The organism is Rhizobium sp. PP-F2F-G48 (assembly GCF_004342335.1).
Lineage (GTDB): Bacteria > Pseudomonadota > Alphaproteobacteria > Rhizobiales > Rhizobiaceae > Ferranicluibacter.
The window spans coordinates 846259-864428 of record NZ_SLVH01000001.1; the positions used below are offsets into that span (position 1 = coordinate 846259).

Consider the following 18170-nt stretch of genomic DNA (forward strand, 5'->3'; position numbering starts at 1 on the left):
GCTTCGTTATCCCGAATGCGGATGTTTCCGCCTTCCAAACACCCACTTTCTCGCCGCGATCCCTGACACGACCGCTTTTCGGCCTCAAGGATCGCTCCGGAATCTCCTGTTTTTGGAGCCTGATCATGTTCGGCTGGTTTGAATCCCGCCTCGAAGCCTATCCCGCGGAGGAGCCGAAGGCGCCTCCGGAGGGTCTGGTCGCCTTTTGCTGGCACTATTCCAAACCCGCAGCCCCGTGGCTGCTGATCATGGCGGTCTGCGCCATGCTGATCGCCGTCGGCGAAGTCGCGCTCTTCCAGTTCCTCGGCAGCCTCGTCGACTGGTTGGCGGCGGCCGACCGAAACACGTTCTTCCAGACGGAGGGGACGCGCCTGATGATCATGGGCGCGATCATCCTCGTCGGCCTGCCGGGCATCGTGGCGCTGAACTCCATGGTCATGCACCAGATCCTGCTCGGCAATTATCCGATGATCGCGCGCTGGCAGATGCATCGCTACCTGCTGCGGCAGAGCATGACGTTCTTTGCGAACGAATTTGCCGGCCGGGTCGCGACCAAGGTCATGCAGACCTCGCTTGCCGTTCGCGAGACGGTGATGAAGATCCTCGATGTCTTCGTCTATGTCGTCAGCTACTTCGTCTCGATGCTCGTCGTGGTGGCGGCGGCCGACTGGCGGTTGCTCGCGCCGCTCGTCGTCTGGATGATCTGCTACATCGCCATCGTCGCCTATTTCGTGCCGCGCCTGCGCAAGATCTCGAAGGAGCAGGCCGATACGCGCTCGATGATGACGGGGCGGATCGTCGACAGCTACACCAACATCGCGACGGTCAAGCTGTTTTCGCATGCCGGCCGGGAAGAGGTCTATGCCAAGGACAGCATGGACGCGTTTCTCGGCACCGTGCACAAGCAGATGCGTAAGGTCACGCTGTTCCACGTGCTGGTCTACACCAACAACTGCATCGCGCTGTTTGCCATCGCGGCGCTCGGCATTCACCTGTGGATGACGAGCGACGTCTCGATCGGCTCGATCGCGATCGCCGTCTCGCTCGCCATGCGCATCAACGGCATGTCGCAGTGGGTGATGTGGGAGGTCTCGGCGCTGTTCGAGAACATCGGCACGGTCTATGACGGCATGGCGATGATGACGAAGGCGCACGACATCGTCGATGTCCCCGACGCCAAGGTGCTCGATGCCGCGCGCGGCGGTATCGTCTTCGATGCCATCGGCTTCGATTACGGCAAGCACAAGAAGGTCATCGACCGGCTGTCGCTGTCGATCGCGCCGGGCGAGAAGGTCGGCCTGGTCGGCCGGTCCGGGGCCGGCAAGACGACGCTGATGAACGTGCTCCTGCGGTTCTACGACCTCTCATCGGGGCATATTCTGATCGACGGTCAGGATATCGCAAAGGTGACGCAGGACAGCCTGCGTCGCCAGATCGGCGTCGTGACGCAGGATACCTCGCTGCTGCACCGCTCCATTCGCGACAACATCGCCTATGGACGGCCGGAGGCGAGCGATGCGGAGATCGTCGCGGCCGCCAAGCGGGCGAACGCCTGGGACTTCATTTCGATCCTGGAGGACAACCAGGGCCGCAAGGGTCTCGATGCGCAGGTCGGCGAGCGCGGCGTCAAGCTGTCCGGCGGCCAGCGCCAGCGGATCGCGATCGCGCGCGTGTTCCTCAAGGACGCGCCGATCCTGATCCTCGACGAGGCGACCTCGGCGCTCGATTCGGAAGTGGAGCAGGCGATCCAGGAGAACCTGTTCGCCCTGATGTCCGGCAAGACCGTCATCGCGATCGCCCACCGGCTGTCGACGCTGACGGAGATGGACCGGCTCGTCATCCTCGAACAGGGCGAGATCATCCAGACCGGCACCCATGCCGAGCTGGTCTCGACCAAGGGGCTCTATGCGGATCTCTGGTCCCGCCAGTCGGGCGGCTTCCTGCGGGAGGACGACGACGCGGCGGACGAGGCGGCGGAGTAGCGGGCCTCGGTTTTGCGGCTTGCCGTGCTTCTTGTCGGGGCTCTATGGGCTTGGCTGCCCCTCACCCTAACCCTCTCCCCGCTTGGCGGGGAGAGGGAACGTGGTCGCGGCGTGGGGCGGGCGCTCCGGGTCTCTTCTCCCCGCCAAGCGGGGAGACGATGCCGGCAGGCAGATGAGGGGCTGGCTGCATGGGGTGGCAGATCGGCCGATCATGGACGGAATTTAACGCGCGTCGGCGGCTCGCGTTCATTGCCGTGACAGGTCCGGCGCGTATATTCCCCGGCATGTTCCTGCGCCCCATCTTCCGCTATTTCGAAACCTGGATCGAGCCCTTCGCGCACAAGGAGGCCCTGCAGCCGCCGCGGGGGTTGGTGGGGTTCATCTGGTTCTATATCCGGCAGGCCAAGGCGCCGTTCGTCGCCATGCTGGTGCTCGGCGGGATGAGCGCGGCGATCGAGGCGGCCTTGTTCTGGTTCGTCGGGCGGCTCGTGGATATCCTGGCGACGGTCGATCGGTCGGCAGGCTGGGAGGGCTTGCTGGCGAACCACGGGCGGGAGCTGGTGGGGATGCTGTTTCTCATCGGCATCGTCCGTTTCGTCGTGACGCTCGTCATGGCGCTGGTCGATCAGCAGATCATCACTCCCGGCTTCTACAATCTGGTGCGCTGGCAATCCTACCTGCATGTGGCGCGGCAATCGGTTTCCTTCTTCCAGAACGATTTTTCCGGACGCATCGTCACCAAGGTCTGGTCGGGCGGGCAGGCGGCGGGCGACGTGGTGACCTCGCTGATGGAAAGCGTCTGGTTCGTCGGGATCTACTCCGTCTCGACGCTGGTGCTGGTCGGGCAGCTCGACCTGACGATGGCCGCTGTCGTGCTCGTCTGGCTCGTCGTCTTTGCCGCGCTGGCGCGCTTTTTCGTGCCGCGCATCCGGGCGCATTCCAAGGAAACGGCGGAGGCTTCCTCCATGCTGTCCGGCCGGATGGTCGACGCCTATTCCAATATCCAGACGCTGAAACTGTTCGGGCGGGACGAGGAAAACGACCGCTATATGCGCGACGGTTTCGACACGTTCCAGGCGACGACGCTGCGGTTCACTCGGTTCATCACCGGGGTGCGGGCGTCGATGGCGCTGCTCTCCGGCATCATGATCGTGACGATGGCGGCCCTCAGCGTCCATCTGTGGCTGGCGGGGTCGATCAGCGCCGGCGCCGTGGCCTTCACGCTGGCGCTCGTGCTCAGGCTCAATTTCCTGCTGTCGCGGATGATGGTGCAGTTCAACGGCATCATGCGCAATATCGGGACGATCCAGAACGCGGCCGACATGATCGCGCAGCCGATCGACCTCGTGGACAGGCCGCAGGCACCGGATCTTGTCGTGCGGGAGCCGGGCATCGCGTTCGAGGCGATCCGCTTTCATTACGGGCGCGAAAAGGGCGTCATCGACGATCTCTCGCTGACGATCCGGCCGGGCGAAAAGGTCGGGATCGTCGGGCGCTCGGGCGCGGGCAAATCGACGCTCGTCAACCTGCTGCTGCGCTTCTACGACCTCGAGGGTGGGCGGATCACGATCGACGGACAGGACATCGCCGGCGTTCGCCAGGAATCGCTCCGCGCGCAGATCGGCATGGTCAGCCAGGACACCTCGCTGCTGCATCGCTCGATTCGCGACAACATCCTTTTCGGTCGGCCGGACGCGGACGATCGCGCCTTGCGGCTTGCGGCGGAGCGGGCGGAAGCGCTCACCTTCATCGAGCGGCTGGAAGACCAGCGCGGGCGGACCGGATTCGATGCGCATGTGGGCGAGCGGGGCATCAAGCTCTCGGGCGGTCAACGCCAGCGCATCGCCATTGCCCGCGTCATGCTGAAAGACGCGCCGATTCTCGTGCTCGACGAGGCGACGTCGGCGCTCGATTCGGAGGTGGAAGCCGCCATCCAGGACAATCTGGACGCCCTGATGCAGGGCAAGACCGTGCTGGCCATCGCGCACCGGCTCTCGACCATCGCGGCGCTCGACCGGCTGATCGTGATGGATGCCGGCGCGATCGTGCAGGACGGCACGCATGCGCAACTGATCGCCGAGAAGGGGCTCTATGCCGAACTCTGGTCGCGGCAGTCCGGCGGCTTCCTCGCCCGGGACGAGGCGGCACAGGCGACACCTTCGTTTTGATGCCAGCCGATCGTTACGGAGCGCGGAAGGCGAATTCGGCGACGAGGCCGTCATGGTTCGACCCGTAATCGCGGTCGAGCCGCTTCACCGACAGCGGCACGAGCGGCGGGCGGCTGTAGATGTGGTCGATGGCCACGCCGAGACCGGTATCGGCCAGCTGGACCGGCCATGTCGCCGGTTCGCGCGGGACGGTGCGCAGGCGCAGGACACGGAGCATCCTCTGCATATCCGGCGCGATGGTGCCGGAGTTGAAATCCCCCGCCAGAATCACGGGCTCGGTGGTGTTGCGCATGAAAGCCGTGAGGTGGGCGAGTTCCTTCATGTGGTAATTGTCGAAGAAGGGTTTCGACAGATGGGCGGCCACCATGCGGAAGGTTCCGCCCGGCACCGCGATCCGCGCCGACATCACCCGGTCCTTGCGCAGATCGCTGAGATCGCCGACCGAGATGTCCCTCAGCGGGTGTTTCGAAAACATCAGGAGATCGCAGGTCGGCGTGTGTTCGCCGCAGCCGATTCTAAAGGGATAGACGGCGGCCAGGCGCTGCATCTGCATGAACAGCGGCTCGCCCTCGAGAATCACCACCACATCGGCCTCCGACGCCATCACCATGTCGGCAATGGCGGTGGCGCCTTCCATGTTGTCGCCCAGCATGTTGAACGAGACGATGCGCAGGCTCGGCCCCAGCGCCTCGTCGGCTGCCGTCGCCTCGATCGCGAATTCGCGCTTCATCAGGACGCCGTGACCGGCAAGCCCAAGCGCTGCGATGAGGAGGAGCAGGCTCAAGCGGCTGCGGCAGATGAGAAACGAGGCGAGCATGGCAAGCGCGATGGCGACCCCCACATGGGTCTGCATGCTGTTGAGCAGCAGCAGCGGCCACAGGGTCTCGACATAGCGCAGGGCGCAGAGGACAAGGCCGATGATCGCAAGCGTATTGAGGACGATGCCGAGGGTCTTGCGCATGCGGGGCTCTTTCTGCCGATCCGGTTGAAACGCCGGTAGCACGAAGCGGAAAATGCTGCAACGCAGCATAAACGACGGGGCATGGAGGCCGGCGATCGGGGCGGGCGGGCACGCTTCGCTCCGCGCACGCCTACGAGATGTTCCCCGGCTTTGCACCGGGCTTTCGGCTTGCGGTGCGGGTCATTCAAGGCCTGCGACGTTCGGCCGCGACAATGCGTCACGGTGGGACTGACGCAAGGCTGCCTTGCGGCATTTGCAAGGCTGGACATGCCCGTTTATCAAGCATAGAACCCGGGACATGGCTCGGGAATCCGGAGCGGCTTCGGGCTGCCGGTTTTCCGGCGGGGAGGCCGCGGGGCAAGCGGTCAAGAAAGTGTGGCGAGCTGGTCTCGCCTTATTGATTTGGCGCCGTTCTTTCGATCAAGTGCGGGAGGACAGAACCGGCGTCGGGGACGCGTGTGCGGCTTTTCGAGCCGCCGGGTTGAGAGGATGAAAAGGCCGTGAGCGAACACCACACGACAAGCGAGACACCGAGCGAGCCGACGCGCCGCGACTTCCTGTATCTGGCGACCGGCATGGCCGGCGCCGTCGGCGTCGCAGCGGTGGCCTGGCCGTTCATCGACCAGATGCGGCCGGACGCCTCGACGCTCGCGCTCGCCTCCATTGAGGTCGACGTGTCCAGCCTGCAGCCCGGCATGTCGCTGACGGCGAAATGGCGGGGCAAGCCGATCTTCATCCGCAACCGGACGGAGAAGGAAGTGGAGGAGGCCAAGGCCGTCCAGCTCGCCGATCTCAAGGACCCGGTGGCGCGCAACGCCAACATCGCGGCCGACGCGCAGGCGACGGATATCGACCGCTCGGCCGGCGAGGGCAAGGAAAACTGGATCGTCATGATCGGCTCCTGCACCCATCTCGGCTGCGTTCCGCTCGGCCAGGCCGGCGATTTCGGCGGATGGTTCTGTCCCTGCCATGGCTCGCATTACGATACGGCGGGCCGCATTCGAAAAGGCCCGGCGCCGATGAACCTCGCCGTGCCAAACTTTGCGTTCACGTCCGATACAGTCATCAAGATCGGTTGAGGGGGATTGCCGATATGAGTGGGGAACATTCAACCTATACACCGACATCGGGACTGGAAAAGTGGGTGGATTCGCGGCTGCCGCTGCCGCGGCTGGTCCATGACAGCTTCGTGTCCTATCCGGTTCCGCGGAACCTGAACTATGCCTATACCTTCGGCGCCATGCTGTCGGTGATGCTGATCATCCAGATCGTCACCGGCATCGTGCTGGCCATGCACTATGCCGCCGAAACGACCGTCGCGTTCAACTCGGTCGAGAAGATCATGCGCGACGTGAACCATGGCTGGCTGCTGCGCTACATGCATGCCAACGGCGCCTCGTTCTTCTTCATCGCGGTCTACCTGCATATCGGCCGCGGCCTCTATTACGGCTCCTACAAGGCGCCGCGCGAAATCCTCTGGATCCTCGGCGTGGTCATCTATCTCCTGATGATGGCGACCGGCTTCATGGGCTACGTGCTTCCCTGGGGGCAGATGTCCTTCTGGGGCGCGACCGTCATCACCGGCTTCTTCTCCGCCTTCCCGCTGGTCGGCGAGTGGATCCAGCAGTTCCTGCTCGGCGGCTTCGCCGTGGATCAGCCGACGCTCAACCGCTTCTTCTCGCTGCATTATCTGCTGCCCTTCATGATCGCCGGCGTCGTCGTGCTGCATATCTGGGCCCTGCACGTGACCGGCCAGACGAACCCGACCGGCATCGAGGTGAAGACCAAGACAGACACCGTCTCCTTCACGCCCTATGCGACGCTCAAGGATGCGCTCGGCGTGTCCATCTTCCTTCTCGTCTACGCCTGGTTCGTGTTCTACATGCCGAACTATCTCGGCCATCCCGACAACTACGTGCCGGCCAATGCCCTGAAGACGCCGGCCCATATCGTGCCCGAATGGTACTACCTGCCGTTCTACGCCATGCTGCGCGCCATCACCTTCAATGTCGGTCCGATCGACTCCAAGCTCGGCGGCGTTCTCGTGATGTTCGGGGCGATCATCGTCCTGTTCTTCCTGCCCTGGCTCGACACGTCGAAGGTCCGCTCGGCCGTCTATCGTCCCTGGTACAAGCTGTTCTTCTGGATCTTCGTCGTCAACGCGATCCTGCTCGGCTGGCTCGGCTCGCGCCCGGCGGAAGGCGCCTATGTGGTGATGTCGCAGATCGGCACGCTCTACTATTTCGGCTTCTTCCTGGTGATCATGCCGCTTCTCGGCCTGGTCGAGACACCGCGACGCATTCCGAACTCCATCACCGAAGCGGTGCTGGAACAGAAGGCCCGCAAGACCGCGGTGGCGGCGTGATGGCAAGAGACGAGACCAAGGAAAGCATGACGATGAAACAGCTGATCACCGGCCTCTTCGTTTCGGCCTTCGTGCTGGGCGGTACCCTTGCCGGCGCGACAAGCGCGCTGGCGCAGGAAAACGCGCCGCACGAGGGCAAGACCGCGACCGAGGAGCATGGCGGGGGAACGCCGCACTTCCCGATCAAGAAGCCGCAGGAAGAAGACTGGTCGTTTGCCGGCCCGTTCGGCCACTACGACAAGGGCCAGCTTCAGCGCGGGCTCAAGGTCTATACGGAAGTCTGTTCCGCCTGCCATTCGATGAACCTCGTGGCCTTCCGCATGCTGGAAGAGCTTGGCTATTCCGAAGCGCAAGTGAAGACCTTCGCGGCGAATTACGAGGTCCAGGACGGACCGAACGCCGAGGGGGAGATGTTTACCCGCAAGGCCCTGCCGTCCGACCATTTCGTGTCGCCCTTCCCGAACGCCGAGGCTGCGGCCGCAGCGAACAACGGCGCGGCGCCGCCGGACTTCTCGCTGATCGCCAAGGCGCGCGGCATCGAGCGCGGCTTCCCGACCTTCGTCTTCGACATCTTCACGCAGTATCAGGAAGGCGGAGCGGACTATATCCACGCGCTGCTCAACGGCTATGAAGAGCCGCCGGCCGGCGTGGAGATCGCAGCGGGGACGCATTACAACCCCTACTTCGCCAATGCCGCGGCGCTGGCCATGGCCAAGCCCTTGAACGAGGGCCAGGTGACCTATGAGGATGGTTCTCCGCAGACGGTGGAGCAGTATTCCCGCGACGTCGCCTCCTTCCTGATGTGGGCCGCGGAGCCGCATCTGGAAGAGCGCAAGCGGACCGGCTTCATGGTGCTGATCTTTCTCCTGATCTTCACCGGCCTGATCTACCTGACGAAGAAATCCGTCTACGCCAGCAAGGAGCACTAAGGCGCTCCGGGCCTTGCCCGGCCGCTCAGGTCTCCATCAGACAAGACACTGAAATGAAAATGGCCTCGCGGCGTTCCGCGAGGCCATTTTTTTGTACGCTCTCCAGCGCCGCTGACAGCGGTCGCCCGATGGGCTGTTGCCGATATGGTTTTACGACCAGAAGCGGCGGAATGTCGGGATATGGTCGGCCTCGGCTTTGCGGTAGCCGACGCCGTGGCCGATGAGGAAGCCTGCGAGGCCGACGAGGCCGAGAAGCAGGACGGTCGAGGACGGATGCTCGGTGGCCGTCTGGCGAACGGCTGCGGCTTCCGATCTGACGACGTTGACCGCTTTGGTGGCTCTGGTTTCATTCTCGCGGTGGCCCTGGGGCAAGTCGAGATTGGTCATCTGTTTCTCCTCTTTCTGTCTGTGGGTGGTCGGTCGGGCTGTCTGTGTGTGGTCGGGCACTCATGTCCCGGCCCGGTCTCTGTCGGTCGTTTTCCCGACAAACTCCCGTTCCCTTTCCTGTCGTTCGTCTTTTCGGGACAACCGGATCCCTGACACACTCTAGCGGTTGTTTTCGACGTCCAGTTCGATCTCGCGGCGCGAGATCAGATCGAGGGATCTGTCCGGTGCGATGCGGTAGGTCTCCGACCATTCTCGTCCATCGGGCGCGCGGAAGCGGTGCGGGAAGGTGCTGCCGATGGGGGATTTCGTCAGCTTGGTCTGTGGCTGGCCGCCATAGGTGATGCTGCCGGGAATAGGCGCGACCGAGCTTCCGGCGGCACCCGATGACGTGCCCGGCGTGGTGCAGGCCGTCAGGGCCAGCAGTGCGGCGGTCGCGGTGGCAAGAGCCAGTCTGTTCATGGATCACCTCTCTCAATGTCGGGCCACGCGTTTCTCAATGGTGGGATACGCGTCGGGCCCGCATCGCACCTCGAAAACGATTTGCTGGACGATATCGTTCCATGACAGGTGATCTGGTGTTCCGAGACGATGTTTCAACAGCAGGGGGTCGACGGCCATGGAAGCCGGCGCGTCGATGACCCGCTCTTCCTGCGGATCGACCGGACGCGAAAAACCCGCCGCACGAGAGACCATGCGGCGGGTTTCGAAGGGCGCAGGCGATCGGCTGGCAGGCGTCAGCTGAAGCGACCGGCGGCGTGGGCGAGCATGGTGTAGACCTTGCCCGTGTCGGAGGTCAGGTAGGTCTGGGTGATGACGCGGTCGCGGTCGTTGCGGGCGACGTCGGCCAGCAGTTTCTCGAAATCGGCGATGTAGCGATCGACGGCCGTGCGGAATTCCGGTTCGCGGTCGTATTTCCGCTGGATCTCGTCGAACGTCTGCTGGCCCTTCAGCGTGTAGAGGCGGCGCGTGAACACGTCGCGCTCGCCACGCTGGTAGCGGCGCCAGAGATCGACCGAGGCGTCGTGATCGATCGCGCGGGCGATATCGACCGAGAGCGAGTTCAGCGATTCCATCACGTGGCGCGGATTGCGGCTGTCGGTGCTGCGCTGGCCCTGCGGGGCCGGGGCAGGTGCCGCTTCCGGCCGCAGCCGTGCTGGAGCGATCTGCTGGGGCTCCTCCTCGCGGGAGGCACCGCGCAGGAGATCGCGCATCCAGCCCGAGCCGCCTTCGCGCATGTCATCCTCTGCGGATGACGCCGGGCGGAGCGGCGAGCGGTCGGACAGGCCGACGCTGCCGCGCAGCGGCGTTTCGGCCGGCGCGGAGGACCGTGGCTGGGCCGCAGGCTCCTGCAGAGTGCGCGGCGCGCGGGGGGCTTCCGGCGATGGCATTGCGGACTGGCGCGGCTCCGCCTGAGGACGGGCGGTGGCAGCCTGTGTGGGCGCCGGGGTTTGGACGGGCTGTGCCGGAACCGGGCGCGGCTGGGCAGAGGCGGCCGGGGCCGGGGCCGGGGCTGGGGCCGGGATAGGCCGAGCCGGTGCGGCCGGCTGCCGGTCCTGCGGGGTCCGGCCGGCTGACGGCTGGACCTCGGCGCGCTGTTCCGTCGCCTGGGGCCGCTCCGTCGGTGCGGGACGCGGCTGGGCCGACGGTGCGGAACCGGATGCCGGTACCGGCGCCGGGTGGCGCTGCGGCAGGACGGGGGCTTGCGTCGTGGCAACCGTGCGCGCCGGTGCGGCCTCCGCCGTGCGGGCGCCGAGCAGCGTCGAGGGGGTCGTCGGATAGGCCGCGTAGGGATTGACCTGCGACGTCTGTGCGACGGCCGTCTGGGTCGGCTGCGGCTGGGCGTAGAGCGGCGGGGCATAGGCCGGCTGGGCCTGTGCATACACCGGCTGGGCGGGTGCCTGCTGGCTTGTCGCCCGGCCGCGATACGGTGTCGGTTCGCCGATTTCGAGCTGGCTGGAGGAGCGCCCGACGATGTCGGACAGTTCCTGCAGCGCCTTGATCTGTTCCGACACCGCGCGGCGCATGACGGCCGCATTTTCCTTGGCTTCTTCCGGCAGGTCGAAGGCGCCGCGCTTCAATTCGGCGCGGGTCATGTCGAGTTCGCGACGGATTTCCTCGCCGGACCGGCGGATTTCATCCGTTGCGCCGGCAAAGCGGCCGATCGCTTCGTCCACGGACTGGCGGATCTGCTCGCGCATGTTTTCCGACAATGCGTCGGACCGCTTGCCCGTTTCGTCGAGCAGACCGTCGATGTCCGACAGCGAGGCGCCGACGCTGCCGCGCAGGCGGGCCGCGACGTCGCTGGAGCGCTCTTCGGCGCGGGCGAAGGTGCGATCGACGGAGGCACCGGCGGCGTCCGTCGCCGCGGCGATCGCCTCGCGCATGGCATCGCCTGCCGTGCGGGTGCGGTTCTCTGCGTCGGTCAGCGTGCGATCGACGTCGGAGGCGGCCGCGCGGACACCGTCGCGCAGCGTGCCGGCGACCTGGCCGGACCGTTCCTGCGTGCGGGCGAGCAGCGCGTCCACCGACTGACCGGCATCTTCGCCGGCCTGGGCCAGCGCGTCGCGCATGGCGAGTGCCGCCGTCTGGGTGCGCTCTTCGGCATCGGTGAGGATGCGGCCGACATCGTTGAACGAGGCCTGGATGCCGTTGCGCAGGTTGCCGGCGATCTGGTTCGAGCGATCCTCGGCGCGCTGGAACGAGCCTTCCACAAAACCTTCGAGCGCGCGCATGGTGCGCTCGATGTCTTCCGAGCGGCTGACGAGGCCGACGGAGAGGGTGCGCAGGGCTTCCTGGCGTTCCTCCAGCGTGCCGGCGAGGTTGGACTGCGCGGCGGCCAGGAGATCGGAGGCCTGGCCGAGCATCCGGGAGTGATCCTCGAACCGGCCGACGAGGCTGCCGACCTGCGACAGCGTGTTGGACGAGACCGAGACCAGACGGTCGGCCTTGCCTTCGAGAAGGCGGGTCGAGGCCGAAAGCATGTCGGAGGTCCGCTCGGCGGTTTCCGAGAAACGGTCGCCCGTGGCGTTCAGACGCTCGTCCATGGCGCCGAAGGTGCTGGTGGCTTCGCCAACGACATCGGCAATGGCGGCATTGCTGGCCGAAAGGCGTTCGATCAGCGCTTCCGCGGTCGATTGCAGGCGGTTCTCGACCATCTGGATCGCGCGGGCCGTTTCCTCGGCACGCTGCGAGATGGCGCCGAGCTGCTCGCCGGTGCGGGCGGAGAGGGCCGTCACGAGAGCATCGTTCTCGGCGCGCAGGCGCTCCGCGCCGTCGCGGGCGGCGGTGGTCAGTCGGTCGGCGGCATCGCGACCGGCGGCGACGTAGGAGTCCAGCACCGGGCGGGCCTGGTCCTCGATGAGGCGCGACAGTTCGCTGGTGCGGCCCGAGAGCATGGAATTGAGATCGCGCGTCCGCTCGTCGAGCGTGGTGCGGATCGCCTCGCCGCGGGCTTCGAGCGCCTTTTCGACGTCGGAGAGATCGCGCTGCAGGGCGTTGCCCTGCTCGGCGATGCGGTCCTGCGTTGCCGAGGCGCGCACGAGCGTCGCGTCGGCGGCTTCCCCGACGCTGCGGGCGAGCTCGGCGCTGCGCATGGCGGCCGTGGCGGCCGTGCGTTCGATGGCATTCTGGAAATCGGCCTGGCGCGCGGCCATGGCTTCGGCGAAATCGCCGCCGACCTTGGCGAGCACGTCGGACGAGCGGACGGCCTCGGCGTCGATATCCTGGGTGGTGTCGGAGACGGCGCTGCGCAGGCTGCCGACGAGATGGGCGGCCTTGCCTTCGATCGTGCGGCTGACATTGTCGAGGCCGACGGTCAGCGCGCGATCCATGGTGCCGAGGCGCTCTTCGATACGGCCCGTGCCGCGCTCGATCGTCGTCTCGATCCGCGTTGCGGCTTCGCTGCTGATCCGATCGAGTTCGCCGGTGCGCGCGGCGAGCGTCTCGGCGATGCGGCTGGCCGCTTCGCTGCTGATGCGGGCGATTTCCTCGGTGCGGCCGGCAAGGCTGCCGGAGATGCGCTCGGCGGCGGTGCGGCTCGCCTGGTCGAGTTCGGAGACGCGCTCCGACAAGGTGCCGGCGATGCGGTTGCCGGCTTCGTCCACCAGCGCATCGACATTTCCGACGCTGTCGCGGATGCGGGTCTCGAGCTGGCCGAGGCTCGCCTCAATGCGGGCGCCGGTTTCGTCGAAGCGGGTGTTGATGCCGGTGATGGAGCTGTCCATCCGCTCGGTCAGGCCGTCGGCCGCGCGGGCGAGTTCGGCCGTGGTGTCGCTCAGGCGCGTGGCGACGCGGCTGGTGCTGTCGCGCAGGCGGCCGTCGAGCGCTTCGGCGCTCTGGTCGATCGTGCGGGCGAAGGCCTCCTGGCGCTCCTCCAGCGTCATTTCGAGCATGCCGGCGCTGGCGGCGATCGTGGTGGCGATCGTGGCCGCCTGATCGTTCAGCATGTCGGCAAGCTGGTTCGAGCCATCGGCGACCGCGCTGTTGAGGGCCGCGATGCGGGTGTCGAGCGTGACGCGCAGGCGATCGTCCGTGGTGGACAGCGTCTGGTCGAGGCTGGCGGCGCGGGCCGACAGGGTCTGTTCGATCGCGCCGGCGCGGGTGTCGATGGCGGCCGCCAGCTCGGCGGCATGGGCGGACAGGGCGCCGGCGATTTCGCCGCTCGCGCCGGTCATGGTGCCGGCGATGGCGTTGACGCGGCCGGTCATGTCGTCTGCGATGTTGGCGGTGCGGTTCGTCAGATCGCGGTCGATCTCGGCGATCCGGTCGGTCATCGTCTCGGAGATGGTCGTCGCGCGCAAGGCGAGCTGGTCGGCGATGTCCTCGACGCGCGTCGTCAGCGTGTCGCCCATTTCGGCGGCGCGGCCGACGAGGATGCGCGACAGGTCTTCCGTGCGCTCGGCAAGGCGGTTGTCGATGGCGGCGGTCTGGCCGGTCAGCGTCTCGTCCAGGGCGCGGGCGTGCTGATCGATCATGGTGCCGAGGCGCGCGGTGGTGCCGTCGAGCGCGCGTTCGATGCGATCGGTGGCGCCGGTGAGCGAGCCGGAGAGGGCGGCGGTGCGCGCCTCGATCCCACCGGTCGCATCGTTCAGCATGTCGCTGATGCTGGACGCGCTGGTGGCCAGCAGGAAGTCCAGGCGTTCGGTGGTGCCGTCGATCGCGTTCTCGATGGCGGCGGTCGAGCCGCCGAGGACGTCGGTGAAGGCGGCGGTGCGGTCTGCGAGGATCGCGTCCAGACGGTCGGATGTGCCGGAAACGGTCTTGTCCAGATGACGCGTCGCTTCCGAAAGCGTGCTCTTGATGTTGCCGGCGCCGCGGACGAGGACGGCATTGATGTCGTCGGCATTGCCCTCGACCGCAGCCTCGATGGCGGTGGTGGTGGCGGCGAGTTCGCGGGCGCGGGCCGCGAGAACCGCGTCGATGCGCTCGGCGGAGCCGGCGAGCGTGCCATCCAGCAAGGTGGTTGCGCCGGCGAGCTTTTCCGACAGGCCCGTGGTGCCGCGGGCCAGCAGCGTGTCGAGCTGTTCGGCGGTTCCTTCGATTACGCCTTCGATGCCGGCCGTGGAGGAGGCGAGCACGCCCGAGAGCGTCATGGTGCGCTCGATCAGGATGTCGTCGATGCGCTCGGCGGTGCCCGTGAAGGTGGCGTCGAGGGCGCGCGTCGCTTCCGACAGGGAGCCGGTCAGGGTCGTCGTGCCGCGGCTCAGCACGCGGTCGATCTGCTCGGCCGTGCCTTCGACGGCACTTTCGATGCCGGCAGTGGACGAGGCCAGCACGCCCGAGAGCGACATGGTCCGCTCCGCCATGATGTCTTCGATGCGTTCGGCCGTGCCGTCGAACGTCCGGTCGAGCGTCCGCGTGGCCTCGGCGAGCTTGCCGGCGAGGCTTTCGGTGTTCTGCGAGAGGACCCGGTCGAACTCGCCCGCCGCACCCTCGACGGCACTTTCGATACCGGCGGTGGAGGAGGCCAGCACGCCGGAGAGCGTCATGGTGCGTTCGATGAGGATGTCGTCGATGCGCTCGGCGGTGCCCGAGAACGTGGCGTCCAGCGTGCGTGTGGCGTTCGAGAGGGCGCCCGTCAGGGTATTCGTGCCGCGGCTCAGCACGAGGTCGATCTGCTCGGCGGTGCCCTCGACGGCGCTCTCGATGCCGGCCGTGGAGGAGGCGAGCACGCCCGAGAGCGTCATGGTGCGCTCGGTCAGGATCTCGTCGATACGCTCGGCCTTGCCGGCAAACGTGTTGTCGAGGGCGCGCGTGGCGTCGGTGAGCGTCGTGTTGAGGGTGCTATTGCCGCGCAGCAGCATCTGCTCCATCTGCTCGCTCGTGCCTTCGATGGCGGCCGTCGAGCCCGCGAGAACGCCAGCCAGACGCGTCGTGCGCTCCGCCATGACCTCGTCGATGCGATCGGCGGTTCCGGCAAAAGTGGTGTCGATGATGCGCGTTGCGCCCGACAGTTTTTCCGAGAGGGTCGCGGTGCCCTGAGACAGCAGCGTGTCGATCTGCTCCGTGGTGCCCTCGAACAGGCTCTCCATGCCGGCGGTCGAGCCGGCGAGGACGCCCGAGAGTTCGAGCGTGCGCTCGGTCAGCATGGTGTCGATCTGTTCGGCGGTGCCTTCGAGCGCCGCGGTCGAGCTTGCGAGCACGCCCGAGAGGGTCATGGTGCGTTCGCTGATGATGTCGTCGATGCGCTCCGCCGTGCCGGCAAAGGCGCCTTCGATGGTGCGGGCGGCCGTCGAGAGGGTCGCGTCCAGCGCGCCGGCGCGGTCGCTCATCAGGGTTTCGATCCGCGACGCATTGTCCGACAGCGTTGCGGTGATGGTGGCCGCACGGGCGGCCATGATGCCGTCGATCCGTTCGGCATTGCCTTCCAGCGCGCCGTCGAGCGCTTCGGTGCTCGCGGCCAGCATGACCGAGAGTTCGAGCGTGCGGTCCGACAGCGTGTCGTCCAGGCGCTGGTGGCTGCTGGCGATCGTGCTGGCCAGGTCGTCGGCGCGCGCGGTCAGCGAGCCCTCGATGCGGCCCTGTGCGGCGTCGAGGCCTTCCAGCAGGCCGCGGGCGCGGGTGTCGAGCGTTTCCTGAAGGCGCTGTTCGGCACTGCCGATCGCGGCGGTGACGTCGTCGCTGCGGGTCGCGAAGGCCTGTTCGATGTTCCCACGGGCCGTGTCGAGAGCGCCGAGGAGGCGCTCGCTGCGGCTGTCGAAGGCGTCCGACAGGCGCCGTTCGGTGGTGTCCAGCGCCGTGGTGACGGCGCCCGTCCGCTCGGCCAGGAGCGTGCCGATCCGGGCCTCGGAGGCTCCGAGGCCGTCGATCAGCGCGCCGGTGCGGCTGTCGAGGGTTTCCGCAAGGCGGGCCTGGGTGGAGCCGAGCGCCGTCTCGAGGCTGCCGGCGCGTTCGGCAAAGCCGGTTTCGATCCGCTCCTGCGCGGCGGTCAGCGCGCTCATCAGCGAGCCCGAGCGGGCCGCGAGAACGCCGTCGATCCGCTCATGCGCCTGGCCGATGACGCCGTCCATCTCGCCGGTCCGGGCGGAGATGCTTTCCTCCAGGAGGGCCTGCGAGGTGCCGAGGGTCGTGGCGATGGCGAGCGACTGGTCGCTGATGGCGGAATGGAACTTGTCGAGGCCGTCGTCCAGCAGTCGGCCGAGCGTGTCGGACCCGCCGGCCACGGTCGTGTCGATGCGCGTCAGGCTGTCGGCCATCTTGGCGTCCAGAAGGTTCGCGCGGCGGTCGAAGGCGGTGGCGAATTCCTGGAAGCGGCCGTCGAAGGTGGTCGCCAATCGGCCGACTGTGCCCTGCAGCTTCTCCTCGAAGAAGCCGGAGCGCAGGTCGAGGTCCATGATGGCGTCGTCGGCCGCAGTCTTCAGGTTCTGGCGGAAGCTCGCGCCCTTCTCGTCGAGGGCGCCGTTCAGCGTGTGAAGAATGTCGTCGAGGCCGCCGGTGATCGCCTGCTGGCCGATGACGAGGCTCTCGTTGAGGTCGCGCGTCCGGGCGATCAGCGTTTCGTTCAGCTGGCGGGCGCGCTCGTTCAGCGCGGCGTTCAGCTTTTCGGTGCTGCTGTCGAGCGTGGAGGCGCGCGTCTCGAACTGTCCGAGAAGCTGCTGGCCGCGCTTGATCAGCGTGTGGTTCAACGCTTCCAGACGGGTGTCGAACTCGTCGGTGATCTCCGCACCGGCCGTGGTCAGGCCGCTGACGAGGGCTTCGGTGCGTGCGCTGAGAAGCGTGCTGATCGACTGCGACGCGGCCTGCGACTTTTCCATGAGCGCGGCGGCGCGGGTTTCGATGAGGGACGCGGCCGCTTCGCCGGAGATGGCGAGGCGCGTCTGCAGGTCTTCGCTCGCATGCGTCAGGTCGTCGCGCAGCTGGGCATGGACGCCGGTGATCGAGGAGCGGATGCGCTCGGCATGGCCGACGATCGCCTCGCGCTCGAGGCCGAGTTCCTGCACGAGCGTGCGGACCCGCAGTTCGTTGTCGCTGTAGCTGCGCTCGAGCGCGTTGACTTCCGAATGGACCAGCGTTTCGAGCTCGGTCGCGCGGGCGATCGTCCGCTCGATGCCCTCGTTCATGGCCGACACTTCGCGACGAACGGCCTGACCGACGGTCATGATACGGTCGGATGCGGTGGTTTCCGGCTCGGCGAGGCGGAGCGCGACCTCGGTCATCGACCGCGCGGCGTTCCGCATCTCCTGCGCACGGGCCATCATCACGCCGAAGGCGAAGAACAGCATGACCGGGAGGACGATGAAGATGGCGGCGACGATGGCGCCGGGCAGGGCCGCCAGTGCGGCCAGCGAGCGGATCTGCCAGATTTCCGGGCCATAGAGAAGATTGGCGATGCCGAGACCGGCGACGATCCAGACCAGCGACAGGATGGCGGCGCCGCGCATCGCGGCCCGGCCGGAGCGGGTTTCGAGCGAGCGGAGCATGGCCGGGGCGGAGCGGCGGCTGTCGTCATTGGCCGGCACGAAGGTGGGCGATTTCGCGCCCGGCGCAGCGGGCACGGATTCCGGCGCAAGGCTGCGCGGCGTGGCGAGCGGATCGTCGGTGGGCTGGTCGGCCCGCGACGCGGCCGCGGGCTTCTGGCCGGCGGCGTTCGATGCAGCAGCGGGCTGGGCCGGCCGTGCGGGCCCTGCCGGGCGGGACGGGGAGGGTGCGGCGGCCTGCGCCTTCGGCGCGGCGCGGCCCGCCTCGGGCGGCGTTTCGTTGAGGGCGGACTTCAGTTCGTCGAAGTCGATCCTCAAAGCGTCTTCGAGCGCTTGGAAGGCCTTGTCGTCGATCGACTCGTTGCTCTTGTTCGTCGCCATGCAGATACGCCTCGTTACCGAACTTTCCGTCTCGACATCGCGCAGCCGCAAGGCTGCCGGCGATGCCGGATCGGGGGTGAGG

At 66.9% G+C, this 18170-nt stretch carries 10 protein-coding genes; 5 read left to right on the plus strand and 5 right to left on the minus strand.

Going from position 1 to position 18170, the window contains the following annotated elements; all coding sequences use genetic code 11:
* The first annotated feature begins 125 nt into the window (after positions 1-125).
* Entirely contained in the window at positions 126-1982 is a 1857-nt protein-coding gene (locus C8J36_RS03860; protein WP_132532738.1) for an ABC transporter ATP-binding protein, read from the plus strand.
* A 284-nt stretch (positions 1983-2266) separates the two neighbouring features.
* Complete coding sequence (locus C8J36_RS03865; protein ID WP_132532740.1) at positions 2267-4150, plus strand: ABC transporter ATP-binding protein; 1884 nt, start codon at positions 2267-2269, stop codon at positions 4148-4150.
* Between the two features lie 13 nt (positions 4151-4163).
* Here the strand turns inward: C8J36_RS03865 and C8J36_RS03870 are convergent, their stop codons facing one another.
* Positions 4164-5111, minus strand: a complete 948-nt coding sequence (locus C8J36_RS03870) for an endonuclease/exonuclease/phosphatase family protein (RefSeq protein ID WP_165914937.1) — start codon at positions 5109-5111, stop codon at positions 4164-4166.
* Between the two features lie 500 nt (positions 5112-5611).
* Here C8J36_RS03870 and petA point away from each other — a divergent pair, with 500 nt between their 5' ends.
* Genes petA through C8J36_RS03885 form a run of 3 tightly spaced genes read left to right on the plus strand, consistent with a single transcriptional unit; the run spans position 5612 to position 8405 of the window.
* Complete coding sequence (gene petA, locus C8J36_RS03875; protein WP_062592920.1) at positions 5612-6190, plus strand: ubiquinol-cytochrome c reductase iron-sulfur subunit; 579 nt, start codon at positions 5612-5614, stop codon at positions 6188-6190.
* A 14-nt stretch (positions 6191-6204) separates the two neighbouring features.
* Positions 6205-7476: a cytochrome b N-terminal domain-containing protein gene (locus C8J36_RS03880; protein WP_132532744.1), complete on the plus strand. Its 1272-nt coding sequence runs from the start codon at positions 6205-6207 to the stop codon at positions 7474-7476.
* 32 nt (positions 7477-7508) lie between these two features.
* Positions 7509-8405, plus strand: a complete 897-nt coding sequence (locus C8J36_RS03885) for a cytochrome c1 (RefSeq protein WP_132532746.1) — start codon at positions 7509-7511, stop codon at positions 8403-8405.
* Positions 8406-8555: 150 nt separating this feature from the next.
* Here the strand turns inward: C8J36_RS03885 and C8J36_RS03890 are convergent, their stop codons facing one another.
* The 4 genes from C8J36_RS03890 to C8J36_RS03915 all read right to left on the minus strand — a co-directional run bounded on the left by C8J36_RS03890 (position 8556) and on the right by C8J36_RS03915 (position 18088).
* Complete coding sequence (locus C8J36_RS03890; protein ID WP_062592924.1) at positions 8556-8792, minus strand: hypothetical protein; 237 nt, start codon at positions 8790-8792, stop codon at positions 8556-8558.
* Between the two features lie 159 nt (positions 8793-8951).
* Entirely contained in the window at positions 8952-9251 is a 300-nt protein-coding gene (locus C8J36_RS03895; RefSeq protein WP_132532748.1) for a hypothetical protein, read from the minus strand.
* 12 nt (positions 9252-9263) lie between these two features.
* A complete protein-coding gene (locus C8J36_RS03900; RefSeq protein ID WP_132532750.1) occupies positions 9264-9485 on the minus strand; it encodes a hypothetical protein in 222 nt (73 codons plus the stop codon).
* Positions 9486-9526: 41 nt separating this feature from the next.
* Positions 9527-18088 (minus strand): hypothetical protein, encoded by an 8562-nt coding sequence (locus C8J36_RS03915; protein ID WP_165914938.1) that lies wholly within the window; start codon positions 18086-18088, stop codon positions 9527-9529.
* Positions 18089-18170 lie beyond the last annotated feature (82 nt).